The organism is Enterobacter sp. kpr-6, from assembly GCF_900116015.1.
GTDB lineage: Bacteria > Pseudomonadota > Gammaproteobacteria > Enterobacterales > Enterobacteriaceae > Enterobacter_D.
Genome location: NZ_FOYH01000014.1, coordinates 22,019 through 36,758 on the forward strand (window position 1 = coordinate 22,019; position 14,740 = coordinate 36,758).

The following is a 14,740-nucleotide window of genomic DNA, read 5'->3' on the forward strand; positions in this document are numbered from 1 at the left end:
TTACATTCATCGCGAAACGTTTCTCTCACCCAACGGAGTTAGCACAAGGATGCGATTAACGACGAAATTTTCAGCTTTTGTAACCCTCCTGACGGGGCTGGCAATTTTTGTCACGCTCATTGGCTGCTCGTTCAGTTTTTATTCCGCCATTCAGAAAAAAGTGACGTACCGGGTACAGTCTGTGGCGGCGGTTATTGATAACCGGCTGGTTTCCATGCCTTTCGCATCCCTTGTGCCGCAGCTTGATGAGATGATGGTGCCGCTGGATATCGTGCGCATCGACATCATGCAGGGCGAAAAAACGCTGCTCAGTCATTCGCTTGCGGGAGGATACCGCCCGGCGGGTAGCCAGATGCAGACGCGCGAAATGAGCGTTAAATCGATTAAAAATCCCGGCATGACCATTGGGCTGACCTGGCAGGACCCGATGGCGAACTATTTTCACTCCCTTCTGACCACCGCTCCGCTGACGTTCGCCATTGGTTTTATGGTCATCATTATCTTTGTGGCGGTTCGCTGGCTGCGTCGTCAGCTTGCCGGACAGGAGTTGCTGGAGATGCGGGCCATAAAGATTCTTAATGGCGAGCGGGGACCGAAGGTTCGCGGTTCCGTTTACGAATGGCCGTCGCGCACCAGTAGCGCGCTGGATACGCTGTTGTCCGAAATCCAGTTTGCCGGAGAGCAGCGCAGCCGCATGGATACCCTGATCCGCTCCTATGCGGCGCAGGACACTAAAACCGGGCTTAACAACCGGCTCTTTTTTGACAGCCAGCTGGCGACCCTGCTCGAAGATCAGGAAAAGGTCGGCGCGCATGGCGTGGTGATGATGATCCGCCTGCCGGATTTTGAGCTACTGCGCGACAACTGGGGGGCGGCGACCACTGAAGAGCACCTGCTTATCCTCATTAATCTGCTTTCTACTTTTATCCTGCGCTATCCCGGCGCGCTGCTGGCGCGATATCACCGCAATGATTTTGCCGTGCTGCTCTCGCATCGCACCCTTAAAGAATCTGAAAGTATTGCCGCGCAACTACTTAAATCAGTGGATGTTCTGCCGCCGTCAAAAATGCTCGACCGCGATGACATCATGCATATTGGTATCTGCGCCTGGCGTAGCGGGCAATCGGCGGAGCAGGTCATGGAACATGCGGAAGCCGCAACCCGCAACGCTGTTCTGCAGGGGGCCAATAGCTGGGCAGTGTATGACGATACCCTACCGGAGAAGGGGCGTGGCAATGTCCGCTGGCGCACCTTGATTGAACAAACACTCAGTCGCGGCGGGCCACGCGTCTATCAGAAACCGGCGGTCAATCTTGACGGCCAGGTGCATCACCGTGAATTGATGTGCCGTATTTTTGATGGCGATCAGGAGGTGATTGCTGCCGAGTATATGCCGATGGTGTTGCAGTTCGGCCTGGCTGAAGAGTATGACCGTCAGCAGATCACCCGTTTAATGCCTTTTCTGACCTTTTGGCCCGAAGAAAGTCTGGCGTTGCAGGTCACCGTCGAGTCACTTATCCGGCCCCGTTTTCAGCGCTGGCTGCGTGATACTTTAATGCAATGTGAAAAATCTCGACGAAAAAGGATTATTTTTGAACTTGCTGAGGCGGATGTTTGTCAACACATCAGTCGGTTACAACCGGTGGTGCGATTGATCAACGCGTTGGGTGCCCGGGTGGCGGTCACTCAGGCGGGTTTAACGCTGGTTAGCACCAGCTGGATTAAGGCGCTGGATGCGGAATTACTTAAGCTGCATCCGAGCCTGGTAAGAAATATTGAAAAGCGTCCCGAAAATCAGCTGCTGGTACAGAGTCTGGTGGAAGCCTGTAAGGGCACACGGACGCGCGTTTTTGCCACAGGTATCCTCGGACGAGGAGAATGGCAGACCTTAATCGAACGCGGGGTAACGGGTGGACAGGGCGATTTTTTTGCTGCGTCCCAACTACTCGACACCCATGTGAAAAAATATTCGCAAAGATATTCGGTTTGACCTGCCGTTTACTGTGATTTCACGTAGAATAACGCGCGCTGTCTATCATGGGGGTGTGCGTGTCTGCCCGCCAGTTTATTGCAGCGAGTAAGCCAGTGAATGGCCTTTATCAGGTTGCAAAGTGATTGCAGGGAATGCAGTAACACACTCAGTCCTGAAGGAGTCAGGTCGATTTGTAACAAAGGACACGATCTGCACTAATTTTCACCGTAGCAGATGATTTTTCCGCCTTGTCGCTGCTGCGTGTGGTTGGTAAAGTAAGCGGATTTTGTTTTCCGCCCCAGCTTTCAGGATTATCCCTTAGTATGTTGAAAAAATTTCGTGGCATGTTTTCCAATGACTTGTCCATTGACCTGGGTACCGCGAATACCCTTATTTATGTAAAAGGACAAGGCATCGTATTGAATGAGCCTTCTGTAGTGGCTATTCGTCAGGATCGTGCCGGTTCTCCGAAAAGCGTCGCTGCGGTAGGTCATGAAGCTAAACAGATGCTTGGCCGTACTCCGGGCAACATCGCGGCTATCCGCCCGATGAAAGACGGCGTTATCGCTGACTTCTTCGTCACGGAAAAAATGCTTCAGCACTTCATCAAGCAGGTGCACAGCAACAGCTTCATGCGTCCAAGCCCGCGCGTTCTGGTTTGCGTACCGGTTGGTGCAACGCAGGTTGAACGTCGTGCGATCCGTGAATCCGCGCAGGGTGCGGGTGCTCGTGAAGTCTTCCTGATCGAAGAACCCATGGCTGCGGCGATTGGCGCGGGCCTGCCGGTATCCGAAGCAACCGGTTCCATGGTTGTTGACATCGGTGGTGGTACCACGGAAGTGGCGGTGATCTCCCTGAACGGCGTGGTGTATTCCTCCTCCGTGCGTATCGGTGGTGACCGTTTTGATGAAGCCATCATTAATTATGTGCGCCGTAACTATGGCTCGCTGATCGGTGAAGCAACCGCTGAGCGCATCAAGCATGAAATTGGTTCCGCTTATCCGGGCGACGAAGTGCGCGAAATCGAAGTGCGTGGTCGTAACCTCGCTGAAGGTGTCCCGCGTGGCTTTACTCTGAATTCCAACGAAATCCTGGAAGCGTTGCAGGAACCTCTGACCGGGATCGTTAGCGCGGTCATGGTTGCCCTGGAACAGTGTCCGCCAGAACTGGCTTCCGATATCTCCGAGCGCGGTATGGTATTAACCGGTGGTGGCGCACTGCTGCGCAACCTTGACCGCCTGTTAATGGAAGAGACCGGTATTCCTGTCGTGGTTGCTGAAGATCCGCTGACCTGTGTGGCGCGCGGCGGCGGCAAGGCGCTGGAAATGATCGACATGCACGGCGGCGACTTGTTCAGCGAAGAATAGTCTGCGTCAGAGTGGGGCGACCGAAGGGCCGCCCCAGCTTTGTCCAGCCTGAGAATACGCAAAGCCTATGAAGCCAATTTTTAGCCGTGGCCCGTCGCTACAGATTCGCCTTATTCTGGCGGTGCTGGTTGCGCTTGGTGTCATTATCGCCGACAGCCGCCTCGGTGCGTTCAGTCAGATTCGAACGTACATGGATACTGCCGTCAGTCCTTTCTATTTTATCTCCAACGGGCCGCGCGCATTACTCGACAGCGTGTCACAAACGCTGGCCTCGCGTGACCAAATCGAACTTGAAAACCGGGCATTGCGCCAGGAACTGCTGCTGAAAAACAGCGAACTGCTGATGCTTGGGCAGTACAAACAGGAGAACGCGCGTCTGCGTGAGCTGCTGGGTTCCCCGCTGCGCCAGGACGAACAAAAAATGGTAACCCAGGTTATCTCTGCGGTTAACGATCCTTACAGCGATCAGGTCGTCATCGATAAAGGCAGCGTGAACGGCGTCTATGAAGGCCAGCCTGTGATCAGTGATAAAGGCGTGGTCGGTCAGGTTGTGGCCGTGGCTAAACTCACCAGCCGCGTACTGCTGATCTGTGACGCCACCCATGCGCTGCCCATCCAGGTGTTACGCAACGATATTCGCGTTATCGTCGCCGGTAATGGCTGTACGGACGACCTGCAACTGGAGCATCTGCCTGCGAACACGGATATCCGTGTTGGTGATGTGCTGGTGACATCCGGTCTTGGCGGGCGTTTCCCGGAAGGGTATCCGGTCGGCGTTGTCTCATCAGTGAAACTTGATACGCAGCGCGCGTACACGGTGATCCAGGCCCGCCCGACGGCAGGTTTACAGCGCCTGCGCTATTTGCTGCTGCTCTGGGGTGCCGATCGTAACGGCGCAAACCCGATGACGCCGGAAGATGTGCACCGGGTGGCGAATGAGCGTCTGATGCAAATGATGCCTCAGGTACTGCCAGCGCCAGATGCCATGGGGCCGCCAGCCCCTGTCCCTGCACCCGCCACCGGCTTGACCGATGCGGTCGAACCCGCACCGGGAGGGCAATAGTGGCGAGCTATCGTAGCCAGGGGCGCTGGGTGATCTGGCTCTCGTTTCTCATTGCGTTATTGCTGCAAATTATGCCCTGGCCGGATGACATTATTGCTTACCGGCCAAACTGGGTGCTGTTGATTCTGCTGTACTGGATCCTTGCGTTACCCCACCGCGTAAATGTCGGCACGGGTTTAACAATGGGTGCCATACTGGATCTCATTAGCGGCTCAACGCTGGGTGTTCGCGCCCTGTCACTGAGTATTATCGCTTACCTCGTGGCACTCAAATTCCAGCTTTTCCGCAATCTGGCGCTCTGGCAGCAGGCGCTGGTGGTGATGTTGTTATCGCTCGCCACGGAAGTCATTGTCTTCTGGGCGGAGTTTTTAGTTATCAACGTCTCTTTCCGACCGGAAGTGTTCTGGAGTAGCGTCGTCAACGGCGTACTGTGGCCATGGCTTTTCCTGCTGATGCGCAAAATCCGTCAGCAGTTTGCGGTGCAATAAAAGGGTGTTATGACAGATCTTTATCTCGCTTCCGGCTCTCCGCGTCGTCAGGAACTCCTCACTCAACTGGGCGTCTCGTTTGAGCGCATCGTGCCGGGTGTTGAAGAACAACGTCTTTCTTACGAAAGCGCACAACAGTACGTGGTGCGTCTGGCGCGGGAAAAGGCGCAGGCGGGCGTGGCACTGGCTGCGCAGGATTTACCGGTACTGGGCGCAGACACTATCGTCATTCTTAATGGCGAAGTGCTGGAAAAACCGCAGGATAGCTCCCATGCTGCTAAGATGCTTCATCAGTTGTCGGGGCAGACGCATCAGGTGATGACCGCCGTTGCGCTGGCAGATCGCCAGCAAACGCTGGATTGTCTGGTCGTTACAGAAGTGACATTCAGAGTGCTTTCGGATAACGAGATCACGGCATATATCGCCAGTGGCGAGCCGATGGACAAAGCGGGTGCTTACGGCATTCAGGGGCTGGGAGGCTGCTTTGTCCGCCGGATTGACGGCAGCTATCACGCCGTTGTCGGTTTACCGCTGGTAGAAACCTGGGAATTGCTGGGCAATTTTAACGCACTGCGTGAGGGAAGGGACAAAGATGACGGCTGAATTGCTGGTTAACGTAACGCCATCAGAAACACGTGTCGCTTACATTGATGGGGGTATCCTTCAGGAAATTCACATTGAACGTGAAGCGCGACGTGGGATCGTAGGCAATATCTACAAAGGGCGTGTGAGTCGAGTACTGCCCGGAATGCAGGCGGCTTTTGTAGATATTGGTCTGGATAAGGCCGCGTTTCTTCACGCCTCCGACATCATGCCGCATACCGAGTGTGTGGCGGGCGAAGAGCAAAAAAACTTCACCGTCCGCGATATCTCTGAGCTGGTGCGCCAGGGCCAGGATTTAATGGTGCAGGTGGTCAAAGATCCGCTCGGCACCAAAGGCGCGCGCCTGACCACTGACATCACGCTGCCGTCGCGTTACCTGGTCTTTATGCCGGGTGCCTCCCACGTTGGCGTTTCCCAGCGCATTGAAAGCGAAACGGAACGCGATCGCTTAAAGCGCGTTGTCGCGGAATACTGCGATGAGCAGGGCGGATTTATTATTCGCACCGCCGCCGAAGGCGTTTGCGAAGAAGATCTGGCGTCCGATGCCGCTTACCTGAAGCGCGTGTGGACAAAAGTGATGGAGCGCAAAAAACGCCCGCAAACGCGCTACCAGATGTACGGCGAACTGGCGCTGGCCCAGCGTGTGCTGCGTGATTTTGCCGACGCGCACCTGGATCGCATCCGTGTCGATTCCCGTCTGACCTACGAAGCCCTGCTGGAATTTACCGCGGAATACATCCCGGAAATGACCAGCAAACTTGAGCATTACAGCGGTCGCCAGCCGATTTTCGATCTCTTTGACGTCGAAAACGAGATTCAGCGAGCGCTGGAACGCAAGGTAGAGCTGAAATCGGGCGGCTATCTGATCATCGATCAGACCGAAGCCATGACCACCGTAGACATCAACACCGGGGCGTTCGTCGGCCACCGCAATCTTGATGACACCATCTTTAATACCAACATCGAAGCGACGCAGGCGATTGCCCGCCAGCTCAGGCTGCGCAATCTGGGCGGGATCATTATTATCGATTTCATCGACATGAGTAATGAAGACCACCGCCGCCGCGTGCTGCATTCACTGGAGCAGGCGCTCAGTAAAGATCGTGTGAAAACCAGCATCAACGGTTTCTCACAGCTGGGTCTTGTGGAGATGACCCGCAAACGCACGCGCGAAAGCGTTGAGCATGTGTTATGCAACGAATGCCCCACCTGCCATGGACGCGGCACGGTAAAAACGGTTGAAACCGTCTGCTACGAAATCATGCGTGAGATTGTGCGCGTACATCATGCCTACGACTCCGATCGCTTCCTGGTCTATGCTTCCCCGGCGGTGGCGGAAACACTGAAAAGCGACGAGTCACACGCCCTGGCAGAAGTCGAAATCTTTGTCGGCAAACAGGTTAAGGTGCAAATTGAACCGCTCTATAATCAGGAGCAGTTCGACGTGGTAATGATGTAATTCGACACGATCAAGGCCTGTTTTTGGGGCTGACAAGGAGAGATGCGTGAGGCGACTGCCGGGAATATTGTTGCTCACTGGCGCGACATTGATTGTCATTATTGCGCTGGCGGTAAGCGGGCTGCGTCTGATCCTGCCGCATCTCGACACCTGGCGTCCGGCATTGCTGGCGAAAATCGAATCGGCGACCGGTATGCCGGTTGCGGCCAGCCACATCAGCGCCCGCTGGGAAAACTTCGGCCCGACGCTTGATGTGCGTGATATTAAAGCCGGCCTTAGCGATGGCGGCGAACTCTCCGTTAAACGGCTGACGCTGGCGCTGGATGTCTGGCAAAGCCTGCTGCATCTGCGCTGGCAGTTCCGCGATCTCACCTTCTATCAGCTTCAGGCAAACACCAATACGCCCCTGCTTCAGGGCGGTGATAGCGAGGGCGTTGAAACTAACCGCCTGAGCGATCTCTTCCTTCGCCAGTTCGATCATTTCGATCTGCGTGACAGCCATATCAGTTTTCTGACGTTATCCGGGCAGCGCGCGGAGCTGGCGATCCCGCAACTCACCTGGCTTAACGGTAAAGATCGGCACCGCGCCGAGGGCGAACTTAACCTTTCCAGCCTTACCGGCCAGCATGGCGTGATGAAAGTGCGGATGGATCTGCGCGACGACAACGGCTTACTCAATAACGGACGGCTGTGGCTTCAGGCTGACGACATTGACGTGAAACCCTGGCTGGGTAAATGGATGCAGGATAACGTCGCGCTGGAAAGCGCCCGCTTCAGTCTTGAGGGCTGGGTGACGCTGAATAGAGGCGAAGTGTCGGGCGGCGATGTCTGGCTGAAAAAGGGCGGCGCAAGCTGGAAGGGCGATAACCAGACTCACCAGCTTTCGGTGGATAACCTGACGGCACACATTACGCGTCAGCAGCAGGGCTGGCAGTTTGATATCCCTGAAACACGCATCACCATGGATAAAAAACCCTGGCCGGATGGCGCGCTGTCGCTGGCATGGGTTCCGGCGCAGGAAGCGGGCGGAGCGAACGGCATTCGCAGCGACGAACTGCGCGTGCGTGCCAGCCATCTGGCGCTGGACGGCCTCGACGGATTACTGCCCATCGCAGAAAAGATCTCGCCGTCACTGGGTGAAGTCTGGCGCATCATGCAGCCTTCCGGTGAAGTGGATAAACTGGCGCTGGATATTCCGCTTCAGGCGACGGAAAAAACCCGCTTTCAGGCGAACTGGGACAACATCGCCTGGCAGCAATGGGAACTTCTGCCTGGCGTGCAAAACCTTTCCGGGACGCTCTCCGGGAGTATGGAAAACGGCAGGCTAACCACCCATATCGCGCAGGCGAAAATGGACTATAAAACCGTGTTTCGTGCGCCGCTGGAAATCGAAGACGGCGTCGCCACGCTGAACTGGCTGAAAAACGACAAAGGCTTCCAGCTTGATGGCCGCCAGATAGACGTTAAGGCCACGGGCGTGCGGGCGCGCGGCGATTTCCGTTACCTGCAACCGGTCGGCGACGAACCCTGGCTGGGCATTCTCGCCGGGATCAGCACCAGCGACGCCGGGCAGGCGTGGCGCTATTTCCCGGAAAATCTGATGGGTAAAGCGCTGGTCGATTATTTAAGCGGCGCGATTCAGGGCGGTCAGGTAGATAACGCCACACTGGTGTATGGCGGCAACCCGCATCTGTTCCCTTATAAGCACAACGAAGGCCAGTTTGAAGTGCTGGTGCCGCTGCGCAACGCCACCTTTGCTTTCCAGCCTGACTGGCCTGCGCTAAAAAATCTCGATATTGAACTCGACTTCATCAACGATGGCCTGTGGATGAAGACCGACGAGGTGAATCTTGGCGGCGTCAAAGGCCGCAACCTGTCGGCGGTCATCCCCGATTATCTGAAAGAAACACTGTTGATTGACGCCGACATTAACGGGCCGGGAAAAGCGGTGGGACCGTACTTCAACGACACGCCATTAAACGATTCTCTTGGCGCGGCGTTAGAGGAGCTCCAGCTTGATGGCGATGTGAATGCTCGCTTACATCTTAATATCCCGCTGGACGGGCAGATGACGACGGCGGAAGGCGACGTCCGGCTGCATAACAACAGCCTCTTTATTAAGCCGCTGAATACCACGGTGCGCAACCTGAGCGGCCAGTTCAGCTTTGTGAACGGTAATCTGTCGAGCGAGCCATTAACCGCAAGCTGGTTTAATCAGCCGCTTAATCTCGACTTCTCCACCACCGAGGGCGATAAAGCCTACGGCGTCGCGATCAATCTGAACGGTAACTGGCAGCCCGCACGCATTGATGTGCTGCCGGAAGCGTTAAGCCAGTCAATCAGCGGCAGCGTGGCGTGGAACGGTAAAGTGGGTATCGAACTGCCTTACAACGGCAGCGCGCGCTACAACGTCGATGTTAATGGCGATCTCAAAAACATCGCCAGCCGTCTGCCGTCGCCGCTGGATAAACCGGCGGGCAAGTCGCTACCCGTAAAAATCAACGTTGACGGGAACCTGCGTAATTTCACTCTGACCGGCAAGGCGGGGAGCGAAAACCACTTTAACAGCCGCTGGTTGCTGAATAATAAGCTCACGCTGGATCGGGCGATCTGGGCGTCAGAAAGCCGTACTCTCCCGCCATTGCCTGACACGGCTGGCGTGGAACTTAACCTGCCGCCGATGGACGGCGCGCAATGGCTGGCGCTGTTCCAGAAAGGCGTGGCGAATAACGTCAGCAACAGTACTGAATTCCCGAAAAACGTGACCCTGCGTACGCCAGCCCTGACGCTTGGCGGCCAGCAGTGGAACAATCTCAGCATCGTTTCGCAGTCGGTTGCGGGCGGTTCAAAAATTGAAGCCCAGGGACGCGAAGTAAACGGCACGCTGACGATGCGCGATAACGCCCCGTGGCAGGCGGCGATCCGCTATCTCTATTACAACCCGGCGGCGGCACAGGAAAGCGATCCGCTGTCACCCACGTCGCTGCTCACCGGCAAGCGGGCGATTGATTTCACCGGCTGGCCGGATCTGCAACTCCGCTGTGCAGAGTGCTGGTTCTGGGGGCAAAAATATGGGCGCATTGATGGCGATTTTGCCATTAACGGCGATACGCTGAGCCTGAGCAACGGCCTGCTGGATAGCGGATTTGCCCGCCTGACCGCCAGTGGGGAATGGGTCAACCGGACGGGGGCGGAACGCACCTCGCTGAAAGGTAAAATCAACGCCGAAAAAATTGATTCGGCGATGAATTTCTTTGGCGTCTCAACCCCGGTACGCGATGCTCCGCTGAATCTGGATTACGATCTGCACTGGCGCAACCCGCCGTGGGACCCGGATGAAGCCACGCTGAACGGCATTTTGCACACCCGGCTGGGTAAAGGCGAAATTATCGATGTCAGTACCGGTCGCGCCGGGCAACTGCTGCGCTTGTTGAGCGTGGATGCCCTGCTGCGCAAGCTGCGTTTTGACTTCAGCGATACCTTCAGCGAAGGGTTCTATTTCGACTCCATCAAAAGTACGGCGTGGATTAAAGATGGTGTGCTGCATACCGACGATACGCTGGTGGATGGCCTCGAAGCAGATATCGCCATGAAAGGATCGGTAAATCTGGTGCGCCGCGAACTCGATGTTGAAGCGGTCGTCGCCCCGGAAATTTCCGCCACGGTTGGGGTGGCCGCGGCGTTTGCTGTCAACCCGATTGTCGGTGCGGCGGTGTTTGCCGCCAGCAAAGTGTTGGGGCCGCTGTGGAATAAAGTCTCCATTCTGCGCTACCGCATTACCGGGCCGATGGATAAGCCGCAGGTCAACGAAGTGCTGCGTAAGCCGCGCACTGAAAACGCCAAATAAGCAGACGCGGAGCCGTAAGAGGCTCCGCAATGATTTGACGGGGGCGAACAATTGCCTCACTCTCAATAGATAAGATTTCTACCGCTAATCTGGCGGCAACCGAAGAGTAGCAAAATGACGAGTTTGAATCTGGTTAGTGAACAATTGCTAACAGCGAATGGCCTGAATCATCAGGATCTGTTTTCCATTCTTGGTCAACTGGCAGAGCGCCGGGTTGACTATGGCGATCTCTATTTTCAGTCGAGCTACCACGAATCCTGGATTTTAGAAGACAACATTATTAAAGACGGCTCCTGGCACATTGACCAGGGCGTTGGCGTGCGGGCAGTCAGCGGTGAGAAAACCGGATTTGCCTACGCGGATCAAATCAGCCTGCTGGCATTAGAACAGAGCGCGCAGGCCGCGCGTACCATCGTGCGTGATGCGGGAGATGGCAAGGTGAAAACCCTTGGCGCGGTGGAGTACAGCTCGCTGTATACCACGGTCGATCCGCTGCAAAGCATGAGCCGTGAAGAGAAGCTCGACATCCTGCGTCGCGTAAACAGCGCCGCACGTGCGGCCGACAAGCGCGTGCAGGAAGTGACTGCCAGCCTGAGTGGTGTGTACGAACTGATTCTGGTGGCAGCAACTGACGGAACGCTGGCCGCCGATGTGCGCCCGCTGGTGCGTTTGTCGGTGAGTGTGCAGGTGGAAGATGAAGGTAAGCGCGAGCGTGGCTCCAGCGGCGGCGGCGGTCGTTTCGGCTATGAGTGGTTCCTCGCCGATGTTGACGGCGACGTGCGCGCTGACGCCTGGGCGAAAGAAGCGGTGCGTATGGCGCTGGTCAATCTCCATGCGGTTGCGGCACCTGCCGGGACGCTTCCTGTCGTATTAGGTGCAGGCTGGCCGGGCGTACTGCTGCATGAAGCGGTGGGTCACGGCCTGGAAGGGGACTTTAACCGTCGCGGCACCTCGGTATTCAGCGGACAGATGGGCCAACTGGTCGCCTCTGAACTCTGCACCGTGGTGGATGACGGCACCATGAGCAACCGCCGTGGTTCCGTGGCGATTGACGATGAAGGCACGCCGGGTCAGTACAATACGCTTATCGAAAACGGCGTGCTGAAAGGCTATATGCAGGACAAGCTCAATGCGCGCCTGATGGGTGTTGCGCCGACCGGTAACGGCCGCCGAGAATCCTACGCGCATATGCCGATGCCGCGTATGACCAACACCTATATGCTCGCCGGGAAATCCACCCCGCAGGAGATCATTGAATCCGTTGAGTACGGCATTTTCGCGCCGAACTTTGGCGGCGGCCAGGTGGATATCACCTCCGGTAAATTTGTGTTCTCTACTTCAGAAGCTTACTTAATCGAGAACGGCAAAGTGACGACCCCGGTGAAAGGCGCGACGCTGATCGGTTCCGGGATTGAAGCGATGCAGCAGATTTCGATGGTGGGTAACGATCTCAAACTCGACAGCGGCGTGGGCGTGTGTGGCAAAGAAGGCCAGAGCCTGCCGGTTGGCGTCGGCCAGCCAACGCTGAAAGTGGATAATTTGACGGTGGGTGGTACGGCGTAGGTTTTTAGTGACCCTCACCCCGGCCCTCTCCCTGAGGGAGAGGGGGAAGGGCAAGTCCGTGCTCGATCTGTCCCCTCTCCCTCAGGGAGAGGGTTAGGGTGAGGGGGTAATCCTCAACCAGCCTCACTTCTCCTTCGCCCGACCGCGCATCTCCTGAAACAGACTCGCCACCTCAACAAAATAATCCGTCAGATAATTAATACACACCTGCACTTTCAGCGGCAGCTTGTCCTTTTCGGTATATAGCGCATACACCGGGCGCGGATCCGACTGGTAGCGCGGGAATAAGATCTCCAGCGTGCCGCGATTGATCTCCTCGATCACCCACATCAACGGCACGTAAGCCACACCTGCTCCGGCGCTCAGCCAGCGTGTTAACGTCATCGGATCGTTCGTGACAAAACGCCCCTGCGGGATCAGCCGGGTGGATAATCCCTCGGGCGCGATCAACTCGAATTCATTGTCCGGGCGCACGCTATACTCAAGCCATGAATGGTTTGCCAGATCGGTGGGTTTTTCCGGGATACCGTACTGCGCCAGATAGCTTTTTGCCGCGCACACCACCATTGGCATCGTGCCGAGTCGCCGGGAAAAGAGGCTCGAATCCTGCAATGCGCCGACGCGGATCACCACGTCCAGCCCGTCTGCAATCAGATCGGGCGCGGGGATGCCGGTGACCAGATTCACCGTCAGACCGGGGTAGTCTTTGAGCATCTGCGCGGTCATGTTGGCGAGGACATTTTGTGCCATGGTTGAAGAACAGCCGATGCGCAGCGTACCGATAGGCGTGTTGTTAAAGGCGTAAAGCTGCTCGTGCACATCCTGCACTTCATGCAGCATTCGCCGGCAGCCCTGATAGTAAATTTTACCGGCTTCGGTCAGCCCCAGACTGCGTGTGCTGCGGTTAAGCAGTTTCACCTGAAGCTCATCTTCCAGTTTTGATACGGTCTGGCTGATGGATGAAACGCTCATTTGTAACTGGCGGGCGGCAGCGGTAAAAGAGCCGAGTTCGACCACGCGGGCGAACACCGACATGCGTTTTAATCGTTCCATTGTTCACTCTGGCTTAAAAGTGATTTAGATCACATTATATAGATAACAGTATAACAGTTACGTTAATATACTGTTAGCTGAATAAGAGATACGTCACTCCTGCCTGGTCTTTCTGGCCCCTATTACTGCGGTGACGTGAATAAAGCATTACCACCTGTACCCGCTCTGACAAGGTCAACATGAGTCTGTTTCCTGTGATCGTGGTGTTCGGTTTATCGTTCCCACCGATATTCTTTGAATTACTTTTATCGCTGGCCGTTTTCTGGCTGGTGCGCCGCCTGCTGGTCCCCACCGGGATTTACGACTTCGTCTGGCATCCGGCATTGTTTAATACGGCGCTTTATTGCTGCTTATTTTATTTACTGTCGCGCCTGTTTGTTTGAGGTTGATGTGAAAACGCTAACAAGAAATATCTCCCGCACGGCCATCACCCTGGTGCTGGTGCTACTGGCCTTTATCGCCATTTTTCGCGCATGGGTCTATTACACCGAGTCGCCGTGGACGCGCGATGCGCGCTTTAGCGCCGATGTGGTCGCCATCGCGCCGGATGTCGCCGGGCTTATCACTGATGTAAATGTGCACGATAACCAGCTGGTGCAAAAAAACCAGGTGCTGTTCACCATCGACAGGCCGCGCTACCAGAAGGCCGTAGAAGAAGCCGAAGCTGACGTGGCCTATTATCAGGCGCTGGCCAACGAAAAGCGCCGTGAAGCCGGACGTCGTAACAAGTTAGGCATTCAGGCGATGTCCCGTGAAGAGATCGACCAGGCCAACAACGTGCTGCAAACCGTGTTACATCAACTGGCGAAAGCGCAGGCGACACTGGATCTGGCTAAGCTCGATCTGGAACGTACCATCATCCGCGCACCGGCAGCGGGATGGGTCACCAACCTTAACGTCTATACCGGCGAGTTTATTACCCGGGGATCGACGGCGGTTGCGCTGGTGAAAAAGGATTCCTTCTACGTGCTGGCCTATATGGAAGAAACCAAGCTCGAAGGCGTTCGCGCGGGCTTCCGGGCAGAAATCACCCCGCTTGGCAGTAACCGGGTCTTAAAGGGCACGGTGGACAGCGTGGCGGCGGGCGTCACCAATGCCAGCAGCAGCGTTGACGGCAAAGGCATGGCGACGATTGATTCCAATCTGGAGTGGGTGCGACTGGCGCAGCGCGTGCCGGTGCGTATTCATCTGGATAATCAGCAGGGCAATCTGTGGCCTGCGGGCACCACGGCCACGGTCGTGATCACCGGCGAGAAAGATCGCGACGAAAGCCAGGACTCCTTCTTCCGCAAGCTGGCCCACCGCCTGCGTGAGTTTGGTTAAGC

The 14,740-nt window shown here is 56.1% G+C and carries 11 protein-coding genes; 10 read left to right on the forward strand and 1 reads right to left on the reverse strand.

Annotated elements, in window-relative coordinates; genetic code table 11:
* Window positions 1-49: 49 nt before the first annotated feature.
* The 8 genes from csrD to tldD all read left to right on the forward strand — a co-directional run bounded on the left by csrD (window position 50) and on the right by tldD (window position 12,362).
* Window positions 50-1,990, forward strand: a complete 1,941-nt coding sequence (csrD, locus tag BM373_RS20645; protein WP_090465890.1) for an RNase E specificity factor CsrD — start codon at window positions 50-52, stop codon at window positions 1,988-1,990.
* Between the two features lie 305 nt (window positions 1,991-2,295).
* Window positions 2,296-3,339, forward strand: coding sequence for a rod shape-determining protein MreB (mreB, locus tag BM373_RS20650; protein WP_006818047.1), 1,044 nt, complete (start codon window positions 2,296-2,298; stop codon window positions 3,337-3,339).
* Window positions 3,340-3,406: 67 nt separating this feature from the next.
* Window positions 3,407-4,402: a rod shape-determining protein MreC gene (gene mreC / locus BM373_RS20655; protein WP_090465893.1), complete on the forward strand. Its 996-nt coding sequence runs from the start codon at window positions 3,407-3,409 to the stop codon at window positions 4,400-4,402.
* Window positions 4,402-4,890 carry a rod shape-determining protein MreD gene (gene mreD / locus BM373_RS20660; RefSeq protein WP_090465896.1) on the forward strand — a complete coding sequence of 163 codons (489 nt, stop codon included), beginning with the start codon at window positions 4,402-4,404 and terminating at the stop codon, window positions 4,888-4,890. The genes mreC and mreD overlap by 1 nt, the downstream gene beginning before the upstream one ends.
* A gap of 9 nt (window positions 4,891-4,899) precedes the next feature.
* Window positions 4,900-5,493: a Maf family protein gene (locus BM373_RS20665; protein WP_090465899.1), complete on the forward strand. Its 594-nt coding sequence runs from the start codon at window positions 4,900-4,902 to the stop codon at window positions 5,491-5,493.
* On the forward strand, window positions 5,483-6,952 hold the full coding sequence (gene rng, locus BM373_RS20670) for a ribonuclease G (RefSeq protein ID WP_090465902.1): 1,470 nt from the start codon (window positions 5,483-5,485) through the stop codon (window positions 6,950-6,952). The genes BM373_RS20665 and rng overlap by 11 nt, the downstream gene beginning before the upstream one ends.
* Window positions 6,953-6,998: 46 nt before the next feature.
* Complete coding sequence (yhdP, locus tag BM373_RS20675; RefSeq protein ID WP_090465904.1) at window positions 6,999-10,799, forward strand: AsmA2 domain-containing protein YhdP; 3,801 nt, start codon at window positions 6,999-7,001, stop codon at window positions 10,797-10,799.
* Window positions 10,800-10,913: 114 nt separating this feature from the next.
* Window positions 10,914-12,362 (forward strand): metalloprotease TldD, encoded by a 1,449-nt coding sequence (gene tldD / locus BM373_RS20680; RefSeq protein ID WP_090465907.1) that lies wholly within the window; start codon window positions 10,914-10,916, stop codon window positions 12,360-12,362.
* Window positions 12,363-12,485: 123 nt separating this feature from the next.
* Here the strand turns inward: tldD and aaeR are convergent, their stop codons facing one another.
* The gene (gene aaeR, locus BM373_RS20685) at window positions 12,486-13,415 is read right to left on the reverse strand and encodes an HTH-type transcriptional activator AaeR (protein WP_090465910.1); all 930 of its coding nucleotides are present in this window, start codon (window positions 13,413-13,415) and stop codon (window positions 12,486-12,488) included.
* Between the two features lie 179 nt (window positions 13,416-13,594).
* On the opposite strand from aaeR, the gene aaeX reads away from it, so the two are divergent.
* Both aaeX and aaeA read left to right on the forward strand, forming a co-directional pair.
* Window positions 13,595-13,798 carry a p-hydroxybenzoic acid efflux pump operon protein AaeX gene (gene aaeX, locus BM373_RS20690; RefSeq protein WP_090465913.1) on the forward strand — a complete coding sequence of 68 codons (204 nt, stop codon included), beginning with the start codon at window positions 13,595-13,597 and terminating at the stop codon, window positions 13,796-13,798.
* Window positions 13,799-13,805: 7 nt separating this feature from the next.
* Window positions 13,806-14,738, forward strand: a complete 933-nt coding sequence (aaeA, locus tag BM373_RS20695) for a p-hydroxybenzoic acid efflux pump subunit AaeA (RefSeq protein WP_090465916.1) — start codon at window positions 13,806-13,808, stop codon at window positions 14,736-14,738.
* Window positions 14,739-14,740 lie beyond the last annotated feature (2 nt).